The sequence below is a fragment of the Streptomyces sp. NPDC102467 genome, from assembly GCF_044765445.1.
Taxonomy (GTDB): domain Bacteria; phylum Actinomycetota; class Actinomycetes; order Streptomycetales; family Streptomycetaceae; genus Streptomyces.
In genome coordinates this window covers 366,571-388,964 of record NZ_JBIWKA010000002.1, presented here as the reverse complement: position 1 = coordinate 388,964, position 22,394 = coordinate 366,571, and the positions used below count along the sequence as shown (strand labels likewise).

Here is a 22,394-nt window from a genome sequence, read left to right as displayed (position 1 = left end):
CGTCCGCCCGATGTGCTCGCCGACCCGCCCTCGAGGTCGCCAGGATGTCCGCGCACGCGTCGTACGCACACGGGCAGTTGGCAGGTCTTCGGACTCGCGGGCGCGCCTCGTGTCGTACAGGACAGTCGTAACAAGACAGTCGTACGAGACATCTACTGGCCGTCGCTTCCCGGGCCCTTGTCGGGGCCCAGTGCTGATGACGGCGGTCGTTCCCACTCACCGCTGCGGGGCAGTCCCGGATTCCCACCGGGTTCCCTCTTGCGACGCATCCCGCCTGGCGGACGGGGCGAACCAGCTGCGTCGGCCAGCGTACGGGGTCACCCGCCCGTGCTCAACGCCGACCCGACGCCTCCAACTGACCCCACCCGGCGCTACCAGGGGGCGGGCCAGGTGCCGGGGCCGCCGCCGCGCCAGTCGATCAACGGGGACGCCTCCACATCCGCCTCGTCCATGTCGTGCCCGGCCCGACGCAGGAACTCGGCGACATCGCGCGGCTCGTGCGCGAGTCCGACGATCTCGCCGTCCACGCGGACACGGCGCCCTCCGTCGGGCGATGGCTGGTAGACGATGACCGGTTTGCTCATGCCTCCACGGTCCGGTGTGCCCGCCGCTCCTGCATCTTGGGAAGCAGGGGCGGGCTGGGCGCATCAGGTGACCCGCCCCGCGTGGCGTCACCTGTCGTGTGCGCGCCCTTTTCAGGATGGGCGCGCCAGGCGCCGGCGGTCGGCCGCGCACGGCTCGAGCCAGGAGAGAGCCCGGTGGCCGTCGCCCTCGTCCGCAACGATCCCGCGCCCGTACCCCCGTCACGACGGCAGAACCCGCGGTCCAGGGCGGCCGGCACCGCGATCGCCGTCACCGTGCCGTCCGTGGTGATGGCGGGCCTGGGCACGTGGGGGCTCGACCGCGACGGGGTGTGGGGCGACGAAGGCGTCACCCTGCAGATGGCACACCGCACACTGCCGGAGATCGCCCACCTGGTGTCGCACATCGACGCGGTGCACGGCCTCTACTACGCGCTGATGCACTTCGTCCTCGCCCCGTACCCGGGCGAAGTGCTGCTGCGGCTGCCCTCGGTGCTGGGGGCGACCCTGGCCGCCGGTCTCGTGGGCCTGCTCGGCGCACGGCTGGCGCGGCCCCGGGTCGGGCTGTGGGCGGGACTGCTGTACGCGGTGACCCCGTTCGTCGGCCGCTACGCGCAGGAGGGCCGCTCCTACGCGTTGGTGGCCGCCGGTGTCCTCGCGGCGACCGTCGCGCTGGTGCGTGCCCTGCGGGCGCGCGGTCGGCGGCACTGGGTGCTCTACGCGCTGTTGCTCACCGGTACGGCGTGGTTGCACGAGATGGCGGTGCTCGTCCTGGCGGCTCACGCGTGCACGCTGTGCTGCGCCCGGGTGCCATGGGCGGTATGGAGGGCCTGGCTGGCGGCGGTGGCCTGCGTGTCGGTCTCTCTGCTGCCGCTCCTCTTCGTCTCGCGCGGGCAGAGCGCTCAGGTCGCCTGGTTGGACAAGCCGGGCCGCGAGCAGGTGCGTGGCCTGGTGTACTCCTTCGCCGGTCCCACCGAGGTGGTGTGCGCCGTGGTGCTGGGGCTGGTGGTGGTCGGGGTGTGCGCGTCGCTTCCTCGCCGGGGGGAGGTGTCGTTGCGCGGGGTGGCGTTGCCGTTGACGCTCGTGCCGCCCGCTCTGTTGCTGGGCATTTCGCAGTACCAGCCGCTCTACTACGACCGCTATCTGCTGTTCTGCCTGGCAGGCGTCCCGCTGCTCGCGGCCGCGGGCGCGGAACGGATCGTGCGACTGGTGCCCGAACTGACGCGTTCTCGGAATCCGGTGGTGGGCAGGCTGCTCGCGGCGGGCGGCGTGGTTCTGGTGGGCGCGTCGTTCGTCGCGCAACTGCCGACCCATGAGCATGATCGCGGGCCGTGGGCGAGATCCGACGACCTGCGGGGCCTCGCGGTGCTGGCCGCGCGCGAGCTGAAGCCCGGAGACACCGTGCTGTTCGTGCCGTCCCCGGGCGCGCGGCGCGCGGCCGCCGCTTATCCCGCCGACTTCCGGCGGCTGCACGACGTCGCGCTCGCCCGCACGGGCCCGGAGGCGGGTGAACTGTACGACGCGGAGACGGGGGCGGCGACGCTGGCCCATCGGCTGCGGAAGATCGGCCGGGTGTGGGTGGTGATCGATCCCCGGGCCGGGCGCCCGGGCTGGGCGCCCACGAGCGGCACGGACCGGGCCAAGATCGAGGCACTGCGGCGCGACTTCGAGCTGAGCGAGGAGCACGCCACCCGGAGCGGCATGCTCCGGCTCTACCTGCGACGCCGTTAGGGCGTGGGCGCGGGCCTGTTCGGGCCTCCCGCTGGGCCCGCTACCGCCGGGCCGGTGTCTCCTCGGTGGCGGACCAGGCGGCGAGGAGCTGGAGCTTGTCGTGGTCGGGGGTGTGGGGCGGGGCGCTGTAGGCGGTGAGGGTCAGGCCGGGCTGGGCGGGGAGCTCCATGGCATCGAAGTCGAGCGTGATCGCCCCGACGGCCGGGTGCCGGAAGGCTTTGCGGCCGGTGTGGTGCAGCCGCACGTTGTGCTTGGCCCAGGCGGTGCGGAACTCGTCGCTCCGGGTGACGAGTTCGCCGATGAGCCCGGTCAGCTCGCTGTCGCCCGGGGCGCGCCCCGCCTCGGTGCGCAGCAGCGACACCGTGGTGTTCACGGACTCCTCCCAGTGCGGGAAGTAGTCGCGCCCGGCGGGATCGAGGAACTGGAAGCGGGCGATGTTCACCGTGTGCCGCCCCTTGCCGGTGTACCTGTCGTCGCACTCGGTGCCGTACTCGGTGCCGTACTTGTCGCCGTACAGCGGGCTGTACAGGGCGCGGCCGAGGCGGTTGGTCGCCAGGACGTCGAGACGGCCGTTGCGGATGAACGCCGGGGAGTCGGTCATGGAGTACAGGACGCGCAGCACGCTGTCCGGTAGCGGCCCGCGGGGGCGCCTGCCGCGCCGGGCAGGCCGCTTGGCGGCGGCGCGGGCCAGATCGTAGAGGTGCGCGCGTTCGGCGTCATCGAGCTGGAGGGCGTTCGCGACAGCGTCGAGGACCTCGTCCGATGCGCCCGCGAGGTGACCGCGTTCCAGGCGGACGTAGTAGTCGATGCTGACGCCGGCGAGCAGGGCGACTTCCTCGCGCCGCAGGCCGGGCACGCGCCGGTTGCCGCCGTACGCCGGCAGGGCCGCCTGCCGAGGGGTGATCTTGGCGCGGCGGGAGGCCAGGAACTCGCGGATGTCGCTCTGGGTGCTCACGCATTCCAGGCTAGATCGGACGGCGTACCTGTGGGGGGTCCTGTCGGTACCTGTGACGCCAGGCCCTCCTCCACGGTACTGACCTGCTGTTTCCTCGATACCGGCAGGAGCTGGGACGCCCCGGGCGGCAGTCGGGACCAGCGTCTCAGCGGCTGCCGCGGGACCGGCCCGGCCGCACAGTGGCTCATGCCGACATCTTCCGTTCTGCTCTGTTCTCATCCATTCTGCCGCGTTACGTTCCAGGAGTCCTCATGCCGAAGCAGTCCGCACCCCGGGAGCTGGCCGACATCGCGCCGAAGCTCGTCGAGGTCACCGACAATGTCCTGTTCGGCGACGTGTGGGAGCGGCCCGGACTCTCCCCGCGCGACCGCAGCCTCGTCACGGTGAGCGTGCTTGCCGCCCTCTACCGCGGCGAGCAGCTCGGCTACCACCTGGGCGTGGCCCTGGACAACGGGCTCAGTGTCGAGGAGCTGTCCGAGGCGATCACGCATCTCGCCTTCTACGCGGGCTGGCCCAATGCCATGACCGCGATCACCCGGCTCAAGAAGATCGCCGACGAGCGCGGCGCCGCCTGACTCCTGTCCCGCCACCGGCTCACCCAAGAAGAGACCCAGAAGAGACCCAGAAGAGAAGAAGGAAAACATGGAACACCTCATGTCGACCCCCACCGTCAGGCCCCCGGCCGAACGCTTCACCGGCGATGTCTACCTGAACCTGCTCGAAGCTCCCGCCGAGCCGGCCCGTCTCGCGGTGGGGCTGGTCCGGTTCACCCCGGGGGCCCGTACCAACTGGCACTCCCACGCCAACGGCCAGACCCTCTGCATCACCGACGGCGTCGGCCTGGTCGGTACCCGCGACGGCGATGTCGTCCGCGTCAGCGCCGGTGAGACCGTCAAGTGCCCGGCCGGCGAGGAGCACTGGCACGGCGCCACGGACACCACCCTCATGGCCCACATCGCCATCGTGGTCGGTGACGGCAACGGCGACGGCACCACCTGGCTCGAGCCCGTCAGCGACGAGCAGTACGCGGCCGCCCTCTCCGGCACCGGAGGCACCGGAAACTGACCCGCCCGAAAAAAGTCGTACGGCGATGTCGAGAACCCGTGACCGGCTCCGTCCCTGGTATGAACGCGACCACAATGGGTCGGACCAGGATCGAGGAGAACCGCGATGGCCAAGTACCTGCTGCTGAAGCACTACCGAGGCGCCCCGGCGTCGGTCAACGACGCGCCCATGGACCAGTGGACGCAGGAGGAGATCTCGGCCCACGGGCAGTACATGAACGATTTCGCGGCCCGGCTCGAAAAGAGCGGTGAGTTCGTCGAGAGCCAGGCGCTCTCCTCCGAGGGGGCCTTCGTCCGGTACGACGGCGAGGGCCGCCCACCGGTCACCGACGGTCCGTTCGCCGAGACCAAGGACCTCATCGCGGGCTGGATGGTGATCGACGTCGACAGCTACGAGCGCGCCGTCGAACTGGCCGGGGAACTGTCGGCTGCCCCCGGCGCGGGCGGGAAGCCGATCCACGAGTGGCTGGAACTGCGCCCCTTCATGAGCGCTTGCCACACCATCACGGAGTGACCCCTGTGATGGACGAGGCCCTGCTCCGGAGCCTCACACCGAGCGTGCTCGCCGTCCTCGTCCGCCGCGGAGCCGACTTCGCGACGGCCGAGGACGCCGTGCAGGACGCGCTGGTCGAGGCGGTCCGCGTCTGGCCGGCCGACCCGCCGCGGGACGCGAAGGGCTGGCTGATCACGGTGGCCTGGCGCCGGTTCCTCGACGCGGCCCGGGCAGACGTGTCCCGCCGCCGACGTGAGGACCGCCTCGACGAAGAGCCGGCGCCCGGCCCCGCGCCCGCGGCCGACGACACGCTCCGGCTCTACTTCCTGTGCGCCCACCCGTCGCTGACGGCGTCCTCCGCGGTCGCGCTCACGCTGCGCGCCGTCGGCGGTCTCACCACCCGGCAGATCGCCCAGGCCTACCTGGTACCCGAGGCGACCATGGCGCAGCGCATCAGCCGGGCCAAGCGCACCGTCTCCGGGGTGCGGCTCGACCGGGCCGGCGACGTCGCCACCGTGCTGCGCGTCCTCTACCTGGTCTTCAACGAGGGTTACTCGGGCGACGTCGACCTCGCCGCCGAGGCCATCCGGCTCACCCGGCAGCTCGCGGCCGCGATCGACCACCCGGAGGTGTCGGGGCTGCTCGCCCTCATGCTGCTCCACCACGCCCGGCGCGCCGCTCGGACCACGCCCGACGGCAGCCTGGTGCCGCTCGCCGAGCAGGACCGCGGCCGGTGGGACACCACGTCGATCGCCGAGGGCGTCGAGATCCTTCAGGCGGCCCTCGCCCGCGACCGCCTCGGCGAGTTCCAGGCCCAGGCGGCCGTCGCGGCACTGCACGCCGACGCGCCCACCGCCGAGGAGACCGACTGGGTGCAGATCGTCGAGTGGTACGACGAGCTCGCGCGCCTCACCGACAGCCCGGTCGTTCGACTCAACCGCGCGGTGGCCGTCGGCGAGGCCGACGGACCGCGCGCCGGACTGGCGGCGCTCGCGGCCGTGGACGACGCGCTGCCCCGTCACACCGCGGTGGCGGCGTATCTCCATGAGCGCGACGGCGACCTGGTGGCCGCGGCCCGGCTCTACGCCGAGGCGGCCGGGAAGGCGCCCAATCTCGCCGAGCGCGACCACCTGACGCGCCAGGCCGCCCGGCTCAACGCCCGGCGTTGACCGGGAACGGAGACCGCGCGCCGCCGTAGAGGTGCGATCCGCCCCCCGTTACGGCTCCTGCCGCACCGGCAGGAGACCGCGCTCGCCGAACACCTTCTTGGCCACGAAGGTGGCGTTCAGGGCCCGGGGGAAACCGCAGTAACCGGCCGAGTGCAGGAGGGCCTCCACGATCTCCTCGGGAGTGAGGCCCACGTTGAGGGAGGTGTTGACGTGCACCTCCAGCTGGGGTTCGCACCCGCCGAGGGCGGCCAGGATGCCGAGCGTGACCAACTGCCGGTCGCGCGGGGGCAGGGCGGGGCGGCTGTAGATCTCCCCGAACCCCCACGCGACGATCTGATGGGCGAGTTCGGGGTTGACGTCGGCGAGCGCGTCGACGACACGGGGGCCGCCCTCGCCGTCGACGCGGGCCATCACTTCCATGCCACGGTCGAAGCGCTCCTGGCGGCTCTCGGCGCCGGGTTCAGCACGCATGATGGCTCCGTTTCCGGCGGCCCGCCGAGCCCGGCAAGCAGCCGCTCGTAGTCGTGGATCTCCTCCTCCGGCGCGGGCGTCATGGCGCACACCCACGCCCGACCACCCTACGAACACCATACGAAGCGGGCCACACCCGGCAGGGGCGCGGGCGTCGGCGAGCCCCGGTAGTCCGGACCTTGGAGCGCCGGCCGGGCGAACCGCGTGGCGTACGCGTAGGTGCGGGGGACATGGGCAATCGTCGGGGCATGACGGCAACGCTCGGTGGTTTTGTTCTCGGCACTCCTGACCCGCCCGCGCTGGCTGACTTCTACCGGGCCCTGCTCGGCTGGGAGGAGGTCGAGCGCGAGCAGGAGTGGGTCCGGCTGCGCGCCCCGGAAGGGGAACGGCCCGGCCTCAGCTTCCAGTTGGAGCCCGACCACGTGCCCCCCGTGTGGCCCCAGGGCCCCGGCACTCAGCAGATGCAGGCGCACTTGGACCTCCAGGTCGTCGACCTGGCGGCAGAGACCGAGCGTGCCTGCGCCTTGGGCGCGACGCTGGAGGAACATCAGCCGCAGAACGACGTACGCGTTCTCCGCGACCCGCACGGCCACCCGTTCTGCCTCTTCCTTCCGGGCGCCTGACGCCCCGGAACCGGGCAGCGCCGCCGGTCGGGGATGTACGGAACTGCGGCGTGGTGGGATTTGAGACGGGGAGCGACGGGGTGCCGGGCCGCTCCCGTCCTGCGGCTCGATGTGGCTGCCGCTCGACGGCTGGGCCGGCCCTTGACCGGCATGGAAGGCCCGCGTGGTGCGCTCAGCTGCGGTCGGCGCCCTGCCGCTCGTCGCTGCGGTACTGATCGGCGCGGTGCGCCTCGTCCTGGGCGAGCAGACCGAGCAGGGAGGCCACGGTGAGCCCGGCCTCCGCCTCGGCCGGATGGCGCAGGGTCATCCCCGGCGAGATCAGGTAGGTGTTGCCGCGCCCCTCGCGCGTGTGCGAAAGAAAGCCGCTCTCCTCCAAGTCCGAGATGATTTTCTGGACAGCTCGCTCGGTGAGCCTGCAGTACGCGGCGATGTCGCGGATCCGCGCGTTCTGATCGTCGGCGATGGCGGCGAGCACCCGTGCGTGATTGGTGATGAACGTCCATCCAGCATGCGGTTCCGGCACTCCATCCATACCCGAATCGTAGGCCCAAGGGTTCACGTCTTAGAACCCCTGAACTTAATTTCAGGTATCGCTTGACGTGTGTCACGATAGCGCGCGAATCTGATACCGGACCGCCAGGCTGCACCGAGGGAGACGGCCATGCCAGAGTCTGCACAGTCCGGGACCGGGGCGGCCACCACCTGCGCCGATCCGGCCTCCTCCGCCGGTGCCCACCGGCTCTCCGGGCTGACGATCTTCAACCACCGGGACGGCGACGGGATGGTCGTCAGCGTGCGCGGGGATCTCCATCTGCACGACGATCAGCGGCTCGACAGCGTCCTGCGACCGCTTCTCCTCGCCTCGGACGGAAGCATCGACCTGGACCTGAACCGGGTCGAGGCCTGCGGTAACTCCGGGGTGAACATTCTGCTGAGCATCGACCACTCCGTGGTCGCGGGCCCGCACGCCGAGCCGACGGAGGACTCGGACGCGGATCTGAGCCGCGAGGTCGCGCAGCTGCGGCGGGCGATGCAGAGCCGCGGCACGATCGACATGGCCCGGGGCGTTCTCGTGGCGGCCTTCGGCGTCAGCCCGCATGACGCCTGGGAGGTGCTGGTCGACGTGTCGCAGCGCACCAACATAAAGCTGCACCGGGTGGCGGGCCACCTGGTCGATTCGACCACGGGTACCGCTCCGCTGCCCAAGGCCGTACAGGCCCAACTGTCCGTCGTGATGGCCCGGTTCGCCGATCGCGCCGACCAGGAGGACCCGGCTGACGACCCGGTCGACCCGGTCGATCCGGCTGTCGAACCGGTCGGCGCGATCGGCGAACCGGTCGACGGGCACGACTGGGACTGGGTCCACGCGGGTGTGCCCGCGCCCACGGACACCCTCGCCGCGGTGCCCTCACCTGCCGACAGGATCAGCGAGGGCGAGTAGGGCGAGCGGACGGCCCGGTGTACGCCGCTCGGAGCGGTCGCGCCACCGACGGCGCCAGCCGTGGCAGCGGTGCCGCCCTGCCCGTCACCCGAGTCGTGCCCGGCTCGTCGCGGCGGCGGCGGGCGCGTCGCCCGAGGTGGCGGCCGGTATCGCCGACGGCCGCGGCGAGTCGCCTGTACGCTGCGGTCATGCAGTCGTCAGCCCCCTCAGATCCGTCGCGCCAGGGCCGTGTTGCGGAGCCCGGCCGACGAGGGCTCCTGACGGAACGTATCGCGCGTCAGCTCGAGCACGACATCAGGTCCGGAGAGATCGCCGTCGGATCGAAGCTCCCTTCGGAGCGTGAACTCGCCGAGCAGTTCGGAGCGAGCCGCAACGTCGTACGGGAAGTGCTCCGTCGGCTGGAGGCCCAGCATCTGATCGAGGTCGAGCCGGGACGTGGCTCCTTCGTGCGGGAGCCGACATCGGGGCAGGCGCGTGGCTACGACGCGCTGTACCGGGCCGGGCGGCCGACGGTGCGTCAGCTCATCGAGGCGCGGATCCCGTTGGAGGTCGAGACGGTCCGGCTCGCCACCGAGCGGGCCACCCCTGAGGACATCGCGGTGATGCGGTCCGCCCGGGACGCCCTGGAGTCGGCGTCCGACGTGGTGGTCAAGGCGCGGGCGGACATGGAGTTCCACGATGCCATCGCGGTGGCGAGCAAGAACCCGGTGCTGCGCATCATGCTGTCGTCGATCAGCGGGATGATGTTCGAGATGATGCTCCGCTCGAACTCGGACCCGTCCATCGGTGAGCCGGGTGTGCCGCACCACCCGGAGATCTTCGAGGCCGTCGAGGCGGGCGACGTGGAGCTCGCCTGCGCGCGGATGCTGGAGCATCTGCGACTCGGCCTGCGCACCTACGGGGCCGATCTCGACCTGCAGGTCGACGTCATGGCGCGCAATCACATCGAGACCCTGCTCGAGCCCGCCAGGGAGCAGCCCGGCCGGGCCCTCTGACGCGCGGTCCCGCTCGGGTCCGCACGTTCCACTTTCCGCGCAGGGGGCTGTTCAGCACGCCTTTCGCTTGTTACTGTCTCGCTGGTCCAACTGGTACTACCAGTTGGACCAGCAGGCCCAGGCCGGTAGGTCGGCCCGGAAGAACGGCACCACAGAGAGGCGAGGACGACGATGTCCACGAGCAGCCCGCTCCTGAGCCGACGCACCTTCGGCAGGATGGCCGCAGGGGTGGCGGGAGCCGCCGGTACGGGAGCGCTCGGGGCCTGTTCGGCCCGTGGCGGGACACCGTCGGCCGACACGCCCCTGCGGATCATGGCGATCAATCACGTGTGGTCCCAGGCGATACGGCGCCGGAAGCAGGAGTTCGAAGAGCTGATCGGGCGGCCCGTCTCGATGACGCTGCTCACCGCGGACCAGCTCACCAGCAGCTACAACGTCAAACTGAACGCCTCCGGCACCGACGTGGACGTCATGATGGTCCGCGCCCTCCAGGACCAGCTCATCTTCGCGCACAACAACTGGCTCACCGACCTCACCGACCGGGTCGAGAGCGACGCGCACTTCGCCTGGCAGGACTTCCAGAAGGCCCCGCGCGAAGCCTCCGTGACGGGCCGTCAGGTACTGAGCGTGCCGGTGGTGACCGAACGTCCCGTGCTCTACTACCGCAAGGACCTGGTCGAGAACCTCGGCGGGCCGCCGCGCACGCTGGACGCGCTGCTGGACGCCGCGGGTGAACTGGCAGCCCGCAAGAAGGGGTTCTTCGGGTACGTCGGCCGCGGACAGCGCAACGGAGCCGTCTCCCAGTGGTCGAGTTTCCTGTACTCGCACGGCGGGGACTTCGTCGTCCGGGGCAAGTCGGGCATCGGCAGTGCGGAGGCGCTGGCCGCGTACGAGTACTACGGCAAGCTGCTGGCGCGGACCGGCCCGCCCGGGGCGACGAACATGAGCCTCGAACAGGCGATGCCGATCTTCGCCCAGGGCAAGGCGGCGTTCTACATCGACGCCGACGCGATCTACAGCAACTTCCTCGACCCGAAGATATCCACGGTCCGCGAGCGCGTGGGCTTCGCACCCTTCCCCGCGGGCCCCGCGGGCGCGGTGCCGCACAACATCCCGTCCTGGAGCCTGGGCATCAGCACGTTCTCCGAACTCCGCGACGACGCATGGCAGTTCATCAGGTGGGCGGCGGGCCCCGAGATGTCCACGACCCTGCAGTCGGAAGGCATCCCCGGGGCCCGCACATCGGTGTGGTCCGACCCGAAGACACTCGCGGCCTTCCCCGCGGACCTCGCCGAGGCCATGCGCCTCAACGCGGCGCGGGGCCGCGGCTACGACCGGCCCCGCGTGCTCCAGGTGGGCCGGGCCCGCGACATCGTCGGCCGTCCGCTGGTCGCCGGCATCCTCGGCCAGTCCGTACCGCCCGTGGCCCGGGACGCGGACGCGGAGTTCGCCGATTTCCTCGTCCGCGACAACCGCCACAAGGAGTCCTGATGCCGGCCACCGAGGTCTCCCCGGCGCGCACAACAACCCGCGCACATAGGCCACTTGAGGACCAGCGAGGCCGCAGGACCCGCACCTTCGAGCAGGCCAACCGGCGGCTGAAGTGGGCCATGCTCGCGCCCGCCCTGCTCTTCGTCGGCCTGATGATCGTCTTCCCGCTGGTCTTCACGCTCGACCTCAGCCTGACCGACGCCTTCGGCGCGGTGAACGCCGACTCCCACCACATCGGGCTGCGCAACTTCACCGACGCGCTGGCCGACTCCCGCAGGTTCTGGCCCGCGGCCCGCCGCACGCTGGTCTTCACCGTGGGCGCGGTGGTGCTGGAGACGGTGCTCGGCCTCGCCCTCGCGATGCTCATGCGCAAGCCGTTCCGCGCCATGCGCTGGGTCCGTACCGTCCTCATCATCCCGCTGCTCACCACGCCGGTCGCCATCGGCATCCTGTGGCTGCTGATCCTCGACCCGACGAACGGCATCGCCAATCACCTGCTCAGCTCGGTGGGCCTGCCCCCGCAGGAGTTCCTCGGCTCCGTCAGCCAGTCGCTGCCGACCCTGATGCTCATCGACGTATGGCAGTGGACGCCGATGATGACCCTGCTGCTGCTCGCCGGTCTCACCACCCTGCCCGAGGAGCCGGAGGAGGCCGCACTCGTCGACGGCGCGAGCAGCTGGCAGCGCTTCCGGTACGTGATCCTGCCCATGCTCGGCCCGACGCTGGCCACCGCGCTCGTCCTGCGCGCCGTGGACGGCCTGAAGACCTTCGACATCCTCTACGCGACCAAGGGGCCCGGCGGCGGCTCCGACTTCGAGGTCGAGACGCTCAACGTCTACGCCTACGGGCTCACCTTCGACTACCAGGAGTACGGGCTCGCGGCCGCCGTCCTGGTCCTGTTCACGCTCTTCATCATCGGTGTCGTGGTGCTGCTGCGCCGCCGCGGCGGAAGGAAGCACGCATGAGCGCCACCGTCACCCCTGTCGTCACCACCCCGCCGCCGCGCGCACAACAGGCAACCAAACGGCGGTACTTGACCTGGCTTCGCGGTGTCGCCATCGCCATCGTGACCCTCGTCTTCGCGCTGCCCGTCATCTGGATGTTCGCCGCCGCGTTCAAGACGAACGTTCAGGTGACCGACCCCACCGTGGGCCTCTGGTTCCGCCCCACCCTCGACAACTTCCGCAGCGTCCTCGAAGCCGGCCAGATCCTGCGCTCGATGGGCAACTCCCTGCTCGTCGGCGTGGTGTCCACCGTCCTCTCGGCCGTCATCGCGGTGCCGGCGGCCTGGGCCGTGGGCCGCTTCGGGATGCGCCGCACCGGCTCCGTCATCCTCGTCGCGCGCATCGTCCCGGCGATCTCGCTGCTCGTGCCCTGGTACTACCTGTTCGCACGGATGGGCCTGGTCGGCTCCTACACCGTGCTGATCCTCAGCCACATGTTCGTCTCCGTACCGCTGATCATGTGGATCATGATCAGCTTCTTCGCGGGTCTGCCCGTCGAACTGGAAGAGGCCGCACGCACCGACGGACTCAGCGCCTTCGGCGCCTTCTGGCGCATCACGCTCCCGCTCGCCGCACCCGGCACCGCGACGGCCTCGCTCCTCGCCTTCGTCTTCAGCTGGAACAACTTCATGTTCGCGCTGGTCTTCGCCGACGAGCGCACCCAGACCGTGCCGGTCACCCTCTTCAACTTCATCTCCTACGCGAGCACCGACTGGGGCGGTCTGATGGCCGCCGCCACCCTCATCACCGTGCCCGTCGTCCTCGCCGCCGTCCTCGGACAGAAGTACCTGGTGGCCGGATTGACCGCGGGCGCCTCCAAGGGCTGAACCGACATCCTGCCCCCCCTTCCTCCCGGAACCGAAAGAGAATCCCCATGAAGATCGTCGACGCGAAGGTCGTCGTCACCAGCCCCGGTCGCAACTTCGTCACCCTCAAGCTGACGACCGACGAGGGACTGACGGGCCTCGGCGACGCCACGCTCAACGGACGGGAACTGGCCGTCGTCAGCTACCTCACCGACCACGTGGCCCCCCTCCTCGTCGGCCTCGACCCGCACCGCATCGAGGACACCTGGCAGTACCTCTACCGCGGCGCCTACTGGCGGCGCGGCCCGGTGACGATGGCCGCGATCGCCGCCGTGGACGTGGCCCTGTGGGACATCAAGGCCAAAGCCGCGGGCCTGCCGCTCTACCAACTCCTCGGCGGCGCGAGCCGGGAGCGCGTGCGCACCTACGGCCACGCGAACGGCCGCGACCTGCCCGAACTCCTCGACTCGGTCCGCGCGCGGCTCGCCGAGGGCTATCACGCCGTCCGCATCCAGTCCGGCATCCCCGGACTCAAGGCCGTCTACGGGGTGCACAGCACGGACGACGAGGGCGCGCCCGTCCTCCACCAGCAGACCCGCCCCCTCGTCGAGGACTGGGACACCGACGCCTACCTGCGCCACACCCCGGCCGTCTTCGACGCCGTGCGCGCCGAGTTCGGCCCCGATCTGCCCCTCCTCCACGACGCCCACCACCGTCTCTCCCCGATTCAGGCGGCCCGCCTCGCCAAGGACCTGGAGCCGTACCGCCCCTTCTGGCTGGAGGACTGCACACCGGCCGAGAATCAGGAGGCGCTGCGCCTCGTGCGCCGCCACAGCACCACGCCGCTCGCCATCGGCGAGGTCTTCAACACGGTCCACGACTACCAGGCCCTGATCACCGAGCAGTTGATCGACTACGTACGCTCAGCGGTCACCCACTTCGGCGGCGTCACCCCGCTGCGCAAGCTCTTCGACTTCGCCGCCCAGTACCAGATCAAGAGCGCCGTGCACGGACCGGAGGACATCTCCCCGGTCGGCATGGCGGCGGCCCTCCACCTCGACCTGGCCGTCCACAACTTCGGCATCCAGGAGTACTCCGGCCACACCCCGCTCACCGATGAGGTGTTCCGGCATGCCTACACCTTCTCCGACGGCCACCTGCACCCCGGTGAAACCCCGGGCATCGGCGTGGAGTTGAACGAGGAACTGGCGGCCGTCCACCCGTACGAAGCCGCATACCTTCCGGTCAACCGCCTCCAGGACGGCAGTGTCCACGACTGGTGACGCTCAGGTGGCTCCCTGCACCGGGAGTTCGAGGCACAGTTGGAATCCGCCGTCGGCCGTCGCGGTGGTGCTCAGCGTTCCGCCGAGGAGTTCCGCGCGCTGGCGCAGGCCGATGAGGCCGTAATGCGCGCCGGGCAGGGGGAGGGCGGGCCGGGTGCGAGCCGTGTTGATGACGGTCGTCCGGAGCAAGCCGTCCGTGTGGCGGACGCCGATGGTGGCGGTGGCGCCGGGGGCGTGTTTGCGTACGTTGGTGAGGGCTTCCTGAACGGTTCGGTAGACGGCGCGTTGGACCGTCGGGGGCAGGTCGTCGGGCAGGTCGGTGCGCAGCTCGACGTCGATGCCGCTGTTGTCGACCAGCCGCGGCAGGTCGGTGAGAGAGGGCTGCGGGGTCAGTTCCATGGGCATGCTTCCGGAGGCGCGTAGCACCCCCACCATGTGCCGAAGCTCGTCCAGCGTCTGCACGCTGAGCCGCCGGATCGTGGCCGCGGCCTCCTTCGTCTCCGGGTCGCGGTTGCCGATCTGGAGTGCTCCGGCGCGTACGGCGATCAGGCTGACCTGGTGGGAGACCACGTCGTGCATCTCACGGGCGAGCCGCGCGCGTTCCTGTGCCTGCACGCTGTCGGCCAGCAACTGCTGCTCGCTCTCCCGGGCCTTCGATATCTCGCCGATCCGCAACGTCAGCTCGCGCCGGGCCTGGACGAGCTGCCCGAGGAAGACCGGCGCGGCAGCCGTCGCCAGACTGTAAGTGACCGTGATCAGGTTCGCCGTGTCGGTCAGATCGGTGAACTCCGGTGCGGGCCACGACCAGGAGGTGGTGTCACCGGCCACGAACGCCCCGGCGCAGACGACCAGCAAGGAGCGGTGGCGCGTCAGGGAAGAGAGCGTGTACAGGGCGGCCAGCGTCGCGAAGACCGCGTCGGTGACGAAAGCGGCGGGCAGGGCCAACACGTAGGTGAGGAAGGGGAGTCGGCGGCGGATCGTCAGGCTGAGGACGGCCAGCAGAGCACACACCACAGCCATCCGGTCCTCGGGGTCGACGTGCACCCAGGAGTCCAGCAGGGCGGCGGCGATGGCGCCCGCGTCGACCACGCGGGCCGGTACGCGGCGGCGCTTCACCGGTTCTCCGGGGTCCGGTCCGCCCTGAGCAGCCCGGCGCGTTCGGCGAGCAGAGCCGCCTGGAGACGCGTGCCGACCTCCAGCTTCGCGAGGAGGGCGCTGACGTGATCCTTGATCGTCGCGGGGCTCAGATGCATGCGCGCGGCGATGCCCCCGTTGGGCAGCCCTTCGGCGACGAGGAGCAGCACGGCCCGCTCGCGGGCGGTGAGCCTGGCGACGAAGCGACCGGCCGCGCTCGCCGGCCCCTTGTCCAGGAAGCCGTCCACAATGGGACGGATGACTTTCGACGACAAGGCGATGCCGCCGCGGGCCAAATCGCGTACGAGATGCGGGAGTTGCTCCGGGTCGGTGTCCTTGAGGAGGAATCCGGCGGCACCGCACCGCAGTGCGGACGTGACGTACTCATCCATGTCGAAGGTGGTGAGTATGGCGACCACTGGAGGATGCGGCAGACGTCGTAGGTCGGCCAGTACGGTCAGTCCGTCCACGTCCGGCATGCGGATGTCGAGGAGCACCACATCGGGACGCAGTTCCTGAACCGTGCTGACCGCCCGGCCGCCCGGAACCGCGTCCACCACCTCGATGTCGTGGGCGGCGCCGAGGATGTGCTGGAAGCCCGAACGGATCAGCGCCTCGTCATCGACCACCAGAACCCGGATCACAAGTGCTCCGCTCGAAGTCGAACCACGGTGGGACTCTTTCGACGATAGGCGCCGCGCCTCGGTTCCGTGGTCCCCCCGGTGGTGTTGGTGTGGCCGTAGTCGCCCCCGCCGACCGGCGGGGGCGACTACGGCCACCTGCCGGATGGGCCGCCGTCCACGCACCTTCGACGATGAAACCCATGACACAACACGCACCGACGGCGCGGCCCGGCTTACCGCTCGAGGACGGCCGCCGAGTCACCGACCCCCCTGATCCGAAGCCGTCACCCGCCCGCCTCATCGGCATCGACCTGGCCCGCGGGCTCGCCGTCCTCGGCATGTACGCCGCGCACGTCGGCCCCGAACCGGCCGTGGGCGGGCCGCTGGGATTCGTCTCGGAGCTGGCGCGCGGCCGTTCCTCCGCCCTCTTCGCCGTGCTCGCCGGTTTCTCACTCGTGCTCATCACAGGGCGCCCGCGGCCCCGGACCGGCCGCGCGGGACGCCAGGCCGTGGCCAGGGTCGTCCTCCGCTCCGCCGTGCTGGTCGTCGCGGGCTACGCGCTGACCGCCCTGGACACGGACGTCGACGTCATCCTCGCGTTCTACGGGCTCGCCTTCCTCTTCATCCTGCCGCTCTACCGATTGAGCGCGACAAGGCTCGCGGTCATCGCCGCGGCGACCGCACTGCTCATGCCCCAACTCCTGTACGTGATACGGAATTCGATCGAGGGCGGGAGCTGGGCGGACGCCGTCATCGCGGGCGATCCGCTGGCCCGGTTCAGCGGTACCGACGGCTTCGTCGAGCTGCTGTTCACCGGTGAGTACCCGGTGCTCACCTGGATGCCCTTCATGATCGCGGGCATGGCGGTGGCCCGCCTCGACCTCCGCGACGCCAGGATCGGTACCCGGCTGGCTCTCGCCGGAGGGGGACTGTGCCTGCTCGGCTACGGCGGTTCGTGGCTCGCCCTGCGTCTCGTTCCCTCCGCCGTCGGCAGCGTCGCCGCCGCCACGCACAGCCATGCGGCTGCCTCGGCCTGGTGGTCCGACATGGCCGGCGACCTCCCGGACCAGGTCCCGCCCGCCTGGCTGCTGGTCGCCGCGCCGCACAGCCAGACGACGTTCTCCATCCTCGGCAACACGGGCTTCGCACTCCTGGTGGTGGCCGGCTGCGTCATGGTCACGTACCGCATGCCGCGCCTCACCCGCCTGGCCACTCCGGTCTCCGCGGTGGGGGCGGTCGCGCTGACCGCCTACGTGCTGCACATCCTGGCCATCCGCGTCGTGGGGATGCCGGAGGAGACCGGCCCCGCCCTGCTCACGCTGCTCGTCTTCAGCGTGACGGCGGCGCTGTCGGCCACCCTGTGGACCCGGCACTTCCGTCGCGGCCCCCTGGAATACGCGCTGCGCCACGTCACCGACCTCAGCCGCTACGTCAAATGACCGCCGGTTTCACCGTGGCCACCCCACGCCGCCCAAAATCCGGCGAATCGCCCGTATGGGAACGGCTCGGCCGCGGTAGGCATCCTGCGTGCAGACCTTTCTCCCGTACTCCGATTTCATGCAGTCCGCCGCAATCCTGGACCAGGCCCGCCTGGGCAAACAGCGGGTCGAGGCCCTTCAGGTGCTGCGCGGTCTGACCGTGCCCGGCTACGGATGGCGGCACCACCCGGCGGTCCGCATGTGGACCGGCTACGAGGAGGCTCTGGTCCGCTACGGCCTTGACATGTGTGAGATGTGGGTATCGGAGGGGCGCTCCGACACCTGCGCCGGCACGCTCGTCACCGACTTCACCCGGCACCGCCCCGGCGCCGCTGTCCGGGTCCAGGAGCAGCTCGCCGCCGACGGTGAGCTGCCGCCCTGGCTGGGCGACCCCGCCTTCCACCGCAGCCACCAGTCGGCATTGGTGCGCAAGGCGCCGGAGCTGTACACCCCGTTCTTCCCCGACGTTCCCGACGACCTCCCCTACGTCTGGCCCGCTTCCGGCCGGGCGCCTTTTTAGGCCGTGGCCTCCGCCGCGCGGCTTGTCCGAGATGAGCAGGGTGGGGCATGCATGACTCAGCGAAACGCGCGGCAAGCTGAGTGAGTGGACCGGTGCGAAGGAGACGGTGACGTGAGCCCCGACGTCGAGGTACGGATCGGTCGGCGCAAGGTCGACGTGAAGAGGGCCGACAAGGAGCTGTTCCCGCGGGACGGCATCACCAAGGCCGATCTCGTCGAGCACTACCGGCGGGTGGCCCCGCGCATGCTGCCCGAGCTGCGAGGCAGGCCTCTGATGCTCGAGCGGATGCCGGACGGCATCGACAAGGAGCGCTTTTACCAGAAGAAGGTCTCCGACTATTTCCCCGACTGGATCCATCGCGCGTCGGTGGCCAAGGAGGGCGGCGAGGTGACGCACGTGGTCTGTGACGACACGGCGACCCTGGTGTATCTGGCGAGCCAGGCGTGTATCACCCCTCATCGATGGCTGAGCCGCGCCGACCGGCCGCGCTGCCCCGACCGCCTGGTCTTCGACCTCGACCCGCCCGCCGACGACTTCGAGCCGGTGCGCCGCGCGGCCCACCAGCTGCACGAACTGCTCGATCAGCTGGACCTCGCGTCGGGCCTGATGACCACGGGCTCACGGGGCCTGCACGTCGTCGTACCGCTGAACCGGCGCGATGACGCGGATGACGTGCTCGCCTTCGCCCGCGCCGTCGCGGAGGTACTGGCCGCGCGGTACCCGAGGGAGCTGACGACCGAGCCCCGCAAGAACGCCCGCGAGGGCCGGCTGTATCTGGATGTCGCACGCAACGGCTACGCCCAGACCGTGGTCGCTCCGTTCGCCGTCCGGTCCAGGCCGGGCGCCCCGGTGGCCGTGCCGCTGGACTGGAGCGAACTGGACGCGGCCGAGCTGCACGCCCGCCGCTGGACGGTCACCGACCTCGGCGACCGCCTGGAGAAGGACCCCTGGGCGGGACTCGCCCGTCGTGGACGCGGTGTGACCGCGGCGGACCGGAGCCTGCGGGGCCTGGCGCGGAGCAAGGAACGCACGGACTGACCACGGGCACACCCGCCTGGATCAGGAAGTGGCCCTGTGCTGCCGAGCCCCGCGGAGGGCGTCGACGAGCTCCCCCCGGTTCATGGAGGAGCGGCCCGGGACCGAGGCCTCGGTGGCTCGTCGGTAGAGCTCGGCCTTGGTCAGGGTGTCGAGCGACGCGCCCTTGGAGCTGCCCGCGCCGCCTCCCTTCCGTCTGCCCCCGCCGCCGGACCGGCGCTTGGCGGCGGCGTCACGGATGTGCGTCGGGGGTGAGGTGTCACCGCTGTTCGCGCGCTTCTTGCCGCCGTGTCCCGAGGGCTGATCCGAAGGTTTCTTCGCCCGGTCGACGCTGGCCCGCAAGGCGTCCATCAGGTCGACGACATTGGTGGACTCGGCCGGAGGTTCCGCCTTCTCCACGGACTTGCCCGTGCGCTTGGCCTCGATGAGAGCGGTCACCCGCTCCTGATATGTGTCGTGGAAGTCCTCGGGTTTCCAGTCGATGCGAAGGGTGTCCACGAGCTGACGCGCCATCTTCAGTTCCCGGTCGGTGACCTTCGTCCTGCCCGGGAGGTTGTCGATCTCACGACGCGGGTCGCGGATCTCGTCCGCCCAGTGGAGGGTGTGCAGCGTCAGGAGACCGGCCTCGGCCCTCACCGCGACCAGATACTGGTGATTGCGCATCACGAACGTGGCGATACCCGCCGCGCCCGCTTCACCGAGAGCCTTCTCGAGCAGGGCGTAGACCTTGGTGTACTCCTTGCCCTTGGGGCCGAGAAAGTACGTTCTGTCGAAGAAGATCGGCTCGACGTCCCGCAGATCGACGAAGCCCGTGATCTCCAGCGTCCTGGAGCGGCCGGGGGCGATGTCGTCCAACTCCTCCGGCTCGACCAGCACGTACTCGTCGCCGTCGTCGAAGGCTTTGACCACCTCGTCGAGCGGCACTTCCTCGCCGGTGCGCTCATTCACCCGCTTGTTGCGCACGCGGTCCGATGTGCCGCGCTGCAACTGGTGGAACCGGACGGTGTGGCTGTCCGTGGCGGTGAACATCTGGACGGGCAGGGAGACGAGACCGAAGGTCAGCGTTCCGCTCCACACTGGACGCGCCATGGCCGTGCCACCTCTTTCTGTCCCACCCATGGCACCCCGGCCGGTGCCTCGTCGCATCCGGGGGAGCGCCGGTTAGCCTCGGAGCATGCGTCAGCCGAATCCTCGTAGCGACGGGAAACGACACATCGGCGTGGTCGCCTCCTACGACTTCACGCGCCGGGAGGAGCTGCGCCGATGGTTCCCGCCGGACGCCGAGTGGACGCTGACCTTCACCGAGGAGGTCCCCTACCGGGACAATCTGGAGCTGGTCTCCCGCCTCGGCAGAACGGGCCTGCTGGCCGGGCCGGTCCGCGGACTCGTCGAGCGCGGAGCGGAAACCGTGGGGTATCTCTGCGCGGCGTGCAGCTTCGTCGGTGGTGTGAGCGGCGAGCGGGCGTTGCGGGAGGCGATCCTGTCCTACGGCGCCCGGCAGGCGCTGACGACCAGCGGAGCGGTGGTCGACGCGCTCCGTGCGGTGGGCGCGCGCCGCGTCGCGGTCGTCCATCCCTATCAGGAACCGGTCGATCGGCTGCTGGCCGCTTACCTCACGGCCTCCGGCTTCGACGTCGTGGCCCTCACAGCGCTGGGACTCGACACGGTCGAGGACGTCTACACCGTTCAGGAACAGCAGGTGGTGGACACCGTGGTGCGGGGCGACCACGCCCAGGCGGACGCCGTCTTCATCAGCTGCACCACCCTGCCCACCTACGACGCTCTTCCCCTCCTCGAAGAGCGCCTCGGCAAACCCGTCATCAGCGCGAACCAAGCCACTGCTTGGGCGCTGCTGGGCGGGGCGCCGTAATCCACACTGTCGATTCCCGAGTTCACTGTTGTGCGTTCACTGTTGTGCGTTTACTACGAAGCGTGCGCCGTCGGGATCGGTCAGTACTGCTTCGGTCGAGTCGCTGACGGTTTCCAGGACCTGGCCGCCGTGGTCCCTGGTGGCCCGGACGCACGCCTCCACGTCGGCGACCATGAAGTGGATCTGCCAGTGCGGCCGGATCGCGGGATCGGGCGCGGATTCCACCGCCCCTGAATGGATACGGGCCACCACGTCGCCGCCGCTGCGCAGCACCACTTCCTCGTCCTCGTACTGGACGTCGCAGGAGCCGGGGGCGGCGGACGCCCAGCCGAGGACCTCCCCGTAGAAGATGGCCGCGTCGAAGGCGTTGCGGGTGTGCAGTTCCACGAAGGTGGGTGCGGCCTGGCGCCACTTCTCCCAGTCGGCCACCAGCTCGCCCTCCCAGATGCCGAAGACCGCGCCGTCGCGGTCGGCCAGCAGGGCGGCCCGCCCTGGCGGGAAGGAGAGCGGGCCCACGGCGGTCGTCCCGCCGCGCTCGTGACTGCGTGCCACGGTGGCGTCCGCGCTGGACGCGGCGAAGAAGGGCGTCCAGGCGACCGTCGTCGGCAGCGTGCTCTCCACCGCCGACAGGCCCGCCACCGGCACGCCGTCCACGCTCGCGAACCGGTACTGGTCACCCAGCTTCCCGGTGCGCCACTCCCAGCCGAGCACGGCGTGGTAGAAGTTCTCCGCAGTACGCAGATCACGGGTGGACAGGCTGACCCAGCAGGGCGCGCCGAATACCGTGCTGCTGGCCGGGCCCGCGCCGGCAGGTGTGTTGTCGCTGGTCATATCCGTACCGTTCTGAGGTCGATGGAGGCCCCCCGCCGCCGCTCGCCCGAGGTTCCGTAAGCCCTTGCGGTCGCGACTGCGGGCTTGCACAGCAAAGGGAGAGCGCGTGCCCTCCAACGAACGACCCGCCGCGTAGATGCGTAACCTTCACTCTCGCACCTGTCCGAACTGCGGAAACGTGACAGAACCCGACTGCGCACAGGTCCATTAACGCTGGCTGCCGCCCGGCCCGCCTCTTCTGAGGCAGCCTCTTCCTCCGACCTTTCCTCCGAGGGCGTGTGATCGCCACCGAGGGTGCCGTCTAAGCGGAGTCGTCGGGCAGACGCCGGGCCAGGGTGTCGGCGAACTCCTCCGCGCGGGCCAGCTGGGTGCGCAGATCCGCGATGCGCTCCTGGGTGATCTGCTCGAACTCCCTTACACGGTTGAGGAGTTGCTCGCGTACGCCGTCGGGGAGGTCCTCGTCGGCGTCCAGGCGGTCAGTGGCCGCGAGGAGGTCGCTCATCTCGTCGAGGGTGAAGCCGAGCGGCTTCATGCGGCGGATCACCATCAGACGGGCGACGTCCGCCTCCGTGTAGAGACGGAACCCGCCCTGGGAGCGGGCCGAGGGAATGACCAGACCGGTCCCCTCATAGTGCCGGATGGTGCGCAACGACAGCTCGGTCCGTGCCGCGACCTCGCCGATCTGCATGTGCTCGCCGCTCACGCGCCCGCCTTCCTCGTCTTCTGCCCTGATCGCGTCCCACGGCACCGGAAGCGCCGCCATCTCTACCGTAACGTTAGAGTAGAGTTGGGACGG

General features: G+C 70.4%; 25 protein-coding genes and 1 riboswitch. Of the genes, 16 read left to right on the top strand and 9 right to left on the bottom strand.

Annotation, left to right across the window (positions count from 1 at the left end; genetic code table 11):
• Nucleotides 1-61 precede the first annotated feature (61 nt).
• A riboswitch (cobalamin riboswitch) is annotated at nt 62-311 on the bottom strand.
• A gap of 60 nt (nt 312-371) precedes the next feature.
• Nucleotides 372-584, bottom strand: coding sequence for a hypothetical protein (locus ACIREE_RS04980; protein ID WP_404146326.1), 213 nt, complete (start codon nt 582-584; stop codon nt 372-374).
• Between the two features lie 174 nt (nt 585-758).
• On the opposite strand from ACIREE_RS04980, the gene ACIREE_RS04975 reads away from it, so the two are divergent.
• Nucleotides 759-2,312, top strand: a complete 1,554-nt coding sequence (locus ACIREE_RS04975) for a hypothetical protein (RefSeq protein WP_404146324.1) — start codon at nt 759-761, stop codon at nt 2,310-2,312.
• A gap of 40 nt (nt 2,313-2,352) precedes the next feature.
• On the opposite strand, the gene ACIREE_RS04970 is transcribed toward ACIREE_RS04975, so the two are convergent.
• On the bottom strand, nt 2,353-3,267 hold the full coding sequence (locus ACIREE_RS04970) for a helix-turn-helix domain-containing protein (protein WP_404146321.1): 915 nt from the start codon (nt 3,265-3,267) through the stop codon (nt 2,353-2,355).
• 251 nt (nt 3,268-3,518) lie between these two features.
• Between ACIREE_RS04970 and ACIREE_RS04965 the strand changes: the two genes are divergently transcribed.
• From ACIREE_RS04965 to ACIREE_RS04950, 4 genes are all read left to right on the top strand, one after another.
• Nucleotides 3,519-3,842 carry a carboxymuconolactone decarboxylase family protein gene (locus ACIREE_RS04965; protein ID WP_404146318.1) on the top strand — a complete coding sequence of 108 codons (324 nt, stop codon included), beginning with the start codon at nt 3,519-3,521 and terminating at the stop codon, nt 3,840-3,842.
• Nucleotides 3,843-3,909: 67 nt separating this feature from the next.
• Nucleotides 3,910-4,332, top strand: a complete 423-nt coding sequence (locus ACIREE_RS04960; protein ID WP_404146315.1) for a cupin domain-containing protein — start codon at nt 3,910-3,912, stop codon at nt 4,330-4,332.
• 105 nt (nt 4,333-4,437) lie between these two features.
• Complete coding sequence (locus ACIREE_RS04955) at nt 4,438-4,845, top strand: YciI family protein (protein ID WP_404146312.1); 408 nt, start codon at nt 4,438-4,440, stop codon at nt 4,843-4,845.
• Between the two features lie 8 nt (nt 4,846-4,853).
• On the top strand, nt 4,854-5,993 hold the full coding sequence (locus ACIREE_RS04950; protein WP_404146833.1) for an RNA polymerase sigma factor: 1,140 nt from the start codon (nt 4,854-4,856) through the stop codon (nt 5,991-5,993).
• Between the two features lie 48 nt (nt 5,994-6,041).
• On the opposite strand, the gene ACIREE_RS04945 is transcribed toward ACIREE_RS04950, so the two are convergent.
• Nucleotides 6,042-6,464, bottom strand: a complete 423-nt coding sequence (locus ACIREE_RS04945; RefSeq protein ID WP_404146309.1) for a carboxymuconolactone decarboxylase family protein — start codon at nt 6,462-6,464, stop codon at nt 6,042-6,044.
• Between the two features lie 248 nt (nt 6,465-6,712).
• Here ACIREE_RS04945 and ACIREE_RS04940 point away from each other — a divergent pair, with 248 nt between their 5' ends.
• Complete coding sequence (locus ACIREE_RS04940) at nt 6,713-7,087, top strand: VOC family protein (RefSeq protein WP_404146307.1); 375 nt, start codon at nt 6,713-6,715, stop codon at nt 7,085-7,087.
• Nucleotides 7,088-7,259: 172 nt separating this feature from the next.
• On the opposite strand, the gene ACIREE_RS04935 is transcribed toward ACIREE_RS04940, so the two are convergent.
• A complete protein-coding gene (locus tag ACIREE_RS04935; RefSeq protein ID WP_404146304.1) occupies nt 7,260-7,619 on the bottom strand; it encodes a helix-turn-helix transcriptional regulator in 360 nt (119 codons plus the stop codon).
• A 129-nt stretch (nt 7,620-7,748) separates the two neighbouring features.
• On the opposite strand from ACIREE_RS04935, the gene ACIREE_RS04930 reads away from it, so the two are divergent.
• The 6 genes from ACIREE_RS04930 to manD all read left to right on the top strand — a co-directional run bounded on the left by ACIREE_RS04930 (nt 7,749) and on the right by manD (nt 14,107).
• A complete protein-coding gene (locus ACIREE_RS04930; RefSeq protein WP_404146301.1) occupies nt 7,749-8,528 on the top strand; it encodes an ANTAR domain-containing protein in 780 nt (259 codons plus the stop codon).
• A gap of 188 nt (nt 8,529-8,716) precedes the next feature.
• Entirely contained in the window at nt 8,717-9,523 is an 807-nt protein-coding gene (locus ACIREE_RS04925) for a FadR/GntR family transcriptional regulator (RefSeq protein WP_404146298.1), read from the top strand.
• 171 nt (nt 9,524-9,694) lie between these two features.
• The gene (locus ACIREE_RS04920) at nt 9,695-11,014 is read left to right on the top strand and encodes an ABC transporter substrate-binding protein (RefSeq protein WP_404146296.1); all 1,320 of its coding nucleotides are present in this window, start codon (nt 9,695-9,697) and stop codon (nt 11,012-11,014) included.
• The gene (locus ACIREE_RS04915) at nt 11,014-11,979 is read left to right on the top strand and encodes a carbohydrate ABC transporter permease (protein ID WP_404146294.1); all 966 of its coding nucleotides are present in this window, start codon (nt 11,014-11,016) and stop codon (nt 11,977-11,979) included. Before ACIREE_RS04920 ends, ACIREE_RS04915 begins: the two co-directional genes overlap by 1 nt.
• Nucleotides 11,976-12,845, top strand: coding sequence for a carbohydrate ABC transporter permease (locus ACIREE_RS04910; protein WP_404146292.1), 870 nt, complete (start codon nt 11,976-11,978; stop codon nt 12,843-12,845). The genes ACIREE_RS04915 and ACIREE_RS04910 overlap by 4 nt, the downstream gene beginning before the upstream one ends.
• Before the next feature lie 47 nt (nt 12,846-12,892).
• Nucleotides 12,893-14,107: a D-mannonate dehydratase ManD gene (gene manD / locus ACIREE_RS04905; RefSeq protein ID WP_404146289.1), complete on the top strand. Its 1,215-nt coding sequence runs from the start codon at nt 12,893-12,895 to the stop codon at nt 14,105-14,107.
• A gap of 3 nt (nt 14,108-14,110) precedes the next feature.
• Here manD and ACIREE_RS04900 read toward each other — a convergent pair whose 3' ends face one another.
• Both ACIREE_RS04900 and ACIREE_RS04895 read right to left on the bottom strand, forming a co-directional pair.
• Nucleotides 14,111-15,223 (bottom strand): sensor histidine kinase, encoded by a 1,113-nt coding sequence (locus tag ACIREE_RS04900; RefSeq protein ID WP_404146287.1) that lies wholly within the window; start codon nt 15,221-15,223, stop codon nt 14,111-14,113.
• A complete protein-coding gene (locus ACIREE_RS04895; protein ID WP_404146284.1) occupies nt 15,220-15,885 on the bottom strand; it encodes a response regulator in 666 nt (221 codons plus the stop codon). Before ACIREE_RS04895 ends, ACIREE_RS04900 begins: the two co-directional genes overlap by 4 nt.
• A gap of 179 nt (nt 15,886-16,064) precedes the next feature.
• Here ACIREE_RS04895 and ACIREE_RS04890 point away from each other — a divergent pair, with 179 nt between their 5' ends.
• From ACIREE_RS04890 to ligD, 3 genes are all read left to right on the top strand, one after another.
• Nucleotides 16,065-17,303: a DUF418 domain-containing protein gene (locus tag ACIREE_RS04890; protein ID WP_404146281.1), complete on the top strand. Its 1,239-nt coding sequence runs from the start codon at nt 16,065-16,067 to the stop codon at nt 17,301-17,303.
• An 88-nt stretch (nt 17,304-17,391) separates the two neighbouring features.
• Nucleotides 17,392-17,862, top strand: a complete 471-nt coding sequence (locus ACIREE_RS04885) for an MSMEG_6728 family protein (RefSeq protein WP_404146279.1) — start codon at nt 17,392-17,394, stop codon at nt 17,860-17,862.
• A 111-nt stretch (nt 17,863-17,973) separates the two neighbouring features.
• Nucleotides 17,974-18,900 carry a non-homologous end-joining DNA ligase gene (gene ligD, locus ACIREE_RS04880; protein ID WP_404146276.1) on the top strand — a complete coding sequence of 309 codons (927 nt, stop codon included), beginning with the start codon at nt 17,974-17,976 and terminating at the stop codon, nt 18,898-18,900.
• Between the two features lie 21 nt (nt 18,901-18,921).
• Here the strand turns inward: ligD and ACIREE_RS04875 are convergent, their stop codons facing one another.
• The gene (locus ACIREE_RS04875) at nt 18,922-19,986 is read right to left on the bottom strand and encodes a Ku protein (RefSeq protein ID WP_404146273.1); all 1,065 of its coding nucleotides are present in this window, start codon (nt 19,984-19,986) and stop codon (nt 18,922-18,924) included.
• A gap of 85 nt (nt 19,987-20,071) precedes the next feature.
• On the opposite strand from ACIREE_RS04875, the gene ACIREE_RS04870 reads away from it, so the two are divergent.
• A complete protein-coding gene (locus tag ACIREE_RS04870) occupies nt 20,072-20,767 on the top strand; it encodes an Asp/Glu racemase (RefSeq protein WP_404146270.1) in 696 nt (231 codons plus the stop codon).
• Nucleotides 20,768-20,803: 36 nt separating this feature from the next.
• Here the strand turns inward: ACIREE_RS04870 and ACIREE_RS04865 are convergent, their stop codons facing one another.
• Together ACIREE_RS04865 and ACIREE_RS04860 are read right to left on the bottom strand one after the other, a co-directional pair.
• The gene (locus tag ACIREE_RS04865; RefSeq protein ID WP_404146267.1) at nt 20,804-21,598 is read right to left on the bottom strand and encodes a VOC family protein; all 795 of its coding nucleotides are present in this window, start codon (nt 21,596-21,598) and stop codon (nt 20,804-20,806) included.
• Nucleotides 21,599-21,899: 301 nt separating this feature from the next.
• Nucleotides 21,900-22,301 (bottom strand): MerR family transcriptional regulator, encoded by a 402-nt coding sequence (locus ACIREE_RS04860; RefSeq protein WP_404146264.1) that lies wholly within the window; start codon nt 22,299-22,301, stop codon nt 21,900-21,902.
• Between the last annotated feature and the right edge of the window lie 93 nt (nt 22,302-22,394).

Excerpts from the sequence above, each read along its gene's own strand:
- ACIREE_RS04980 (WP_404146326.1), bottom strand. The coding sequence starts at position 584 with ATGAGCAAACCGGTCATCGTCTACCAGCCATCGCCCGACGGAGGGCGC.
- ACIREE_RS04965 (WP_404146318.1), top strand. The coding sequence starts at position 3,519 with ATGCCGAAGCAGTCCGCACCCCGGGAGCTGGCCGACATCGCGCCGAAG.
- ACIREE_RS04960 (WP_404146315.1), top strand. The coding sequence starts at position 3,910 with ATGGAACACCTCATGTCGACCCCCACCGTCAGGCCCCCGGCCGAACGC.
- ACIREE_RS04955 (WP_404146312.1), top strand. The coding sequence starts at position 4,438 with ATGGCCAAGTACCTGCTGCTGAAGCACTACCGAGGCGCCCCGGCGTCG.
- ACIREE_RS04950 (WP_404146833.1), top strand. The coding sequence starts at position 4,854 with ATGGACGAGGCCCTGCTCCGGAGCCTCACACCGAGCGTGCTCGCCGTC.
- ACIREE_RS04945 (WP_404146309.1), bottom strand. The coding sequence starts at position 6,464 with ATGCGTGCTGAACCCGGCGCCGAGAGCCGCCAGGAGCGCTTCGACCGT.
- ACIREE_RS04940 (WP_404146307.1), top strand. The coding sequence starts at position 6,713 with ATGACGGCAACGCTCGGTGGTTTTGTTCTCGGCACTCCTGACCCGCCC.
- ACIREE_RS04935 (WP_404146304.1), bottom strand. The coding sequence starts at position 7,619 with ATGGATGGAGTGCCGGAACCGCATGCTGGATGGACGTTCATCACCAAT.
- ACIREE_RS04930 (WP_404146301.1), top strand. The coding sequence starts at position 7,749 with ATGCCAGAGTCTGCACAGTCCGGGACCGGGGCGGCCACCACCTGCGCC.
- ACIREE_RS04925 (WP_404146298.1), top strand. The coding sequence starts at position 8,717 with ATGCAGTCGTCAGCCCCCTCAGATCCGTCGCGCCAGGGCCGTGTTGCG.
- ACIREE_RS04920 (WP_404146296.1), top strand. The coding sequence starts at position 9,695 with ATGTCCACGAGCAGCCCGCTCCTGAGCCGACGCACCTTCGGCAGGATG.
- ACIREE_RS04915 (WP_404146294.1), top strand. The coding sequence starts at position 11,014 with ATGCCGGCCACCGAGGTCTCCCCGGCGCGCACAACAACCCGCGCACAT.
- ACIREE_RS04910 (WP_404146292.1), top strand. The coding sequence starts at position 11,976 with ATGAGCGCCACCGTCACCCCTGTCGTCACCACCCCGCCGCCGCGCGCA.
- manD (WP_404146289.1), top strand. The coding sequence starts at position 12,893 with ATGAAGATCGTCGACGCGAAGGTCGTCGTCACCAGCCCCGGTCGCAAC.
- ACIREE_RS04890 (WP_404146281.1), top strand. The coding sequence starts at position 16,065 with ATGACACAACACGCACCGACGGCGCGGCCCGGCTTACCGCTCGAGGAC.
- ACIREE_RS04875 (WP_404146273.1), bottom strand. The coding sequence starts at position 19,986 with ATGGCGCGTCCAGTGTGGAGCGGAACGCTGACCTTCGGTCTCGTCTCC.
- ACIREE_RS04870 (WP_404146270.1), top strand. The coding sequence starts at position 20,072 with ATGCGTCAGCCGAATCCTCGTAGCGACGGGAAACGACACATCGGCGTG.
- ACIREE_RS04865 (WP_404146267.1), bottom strand. The coding sequence starts at position 21,598 with ATGACCAGCGACAACACACCTGCCGGCGCGGGCCCGGCCAGCAGCACG.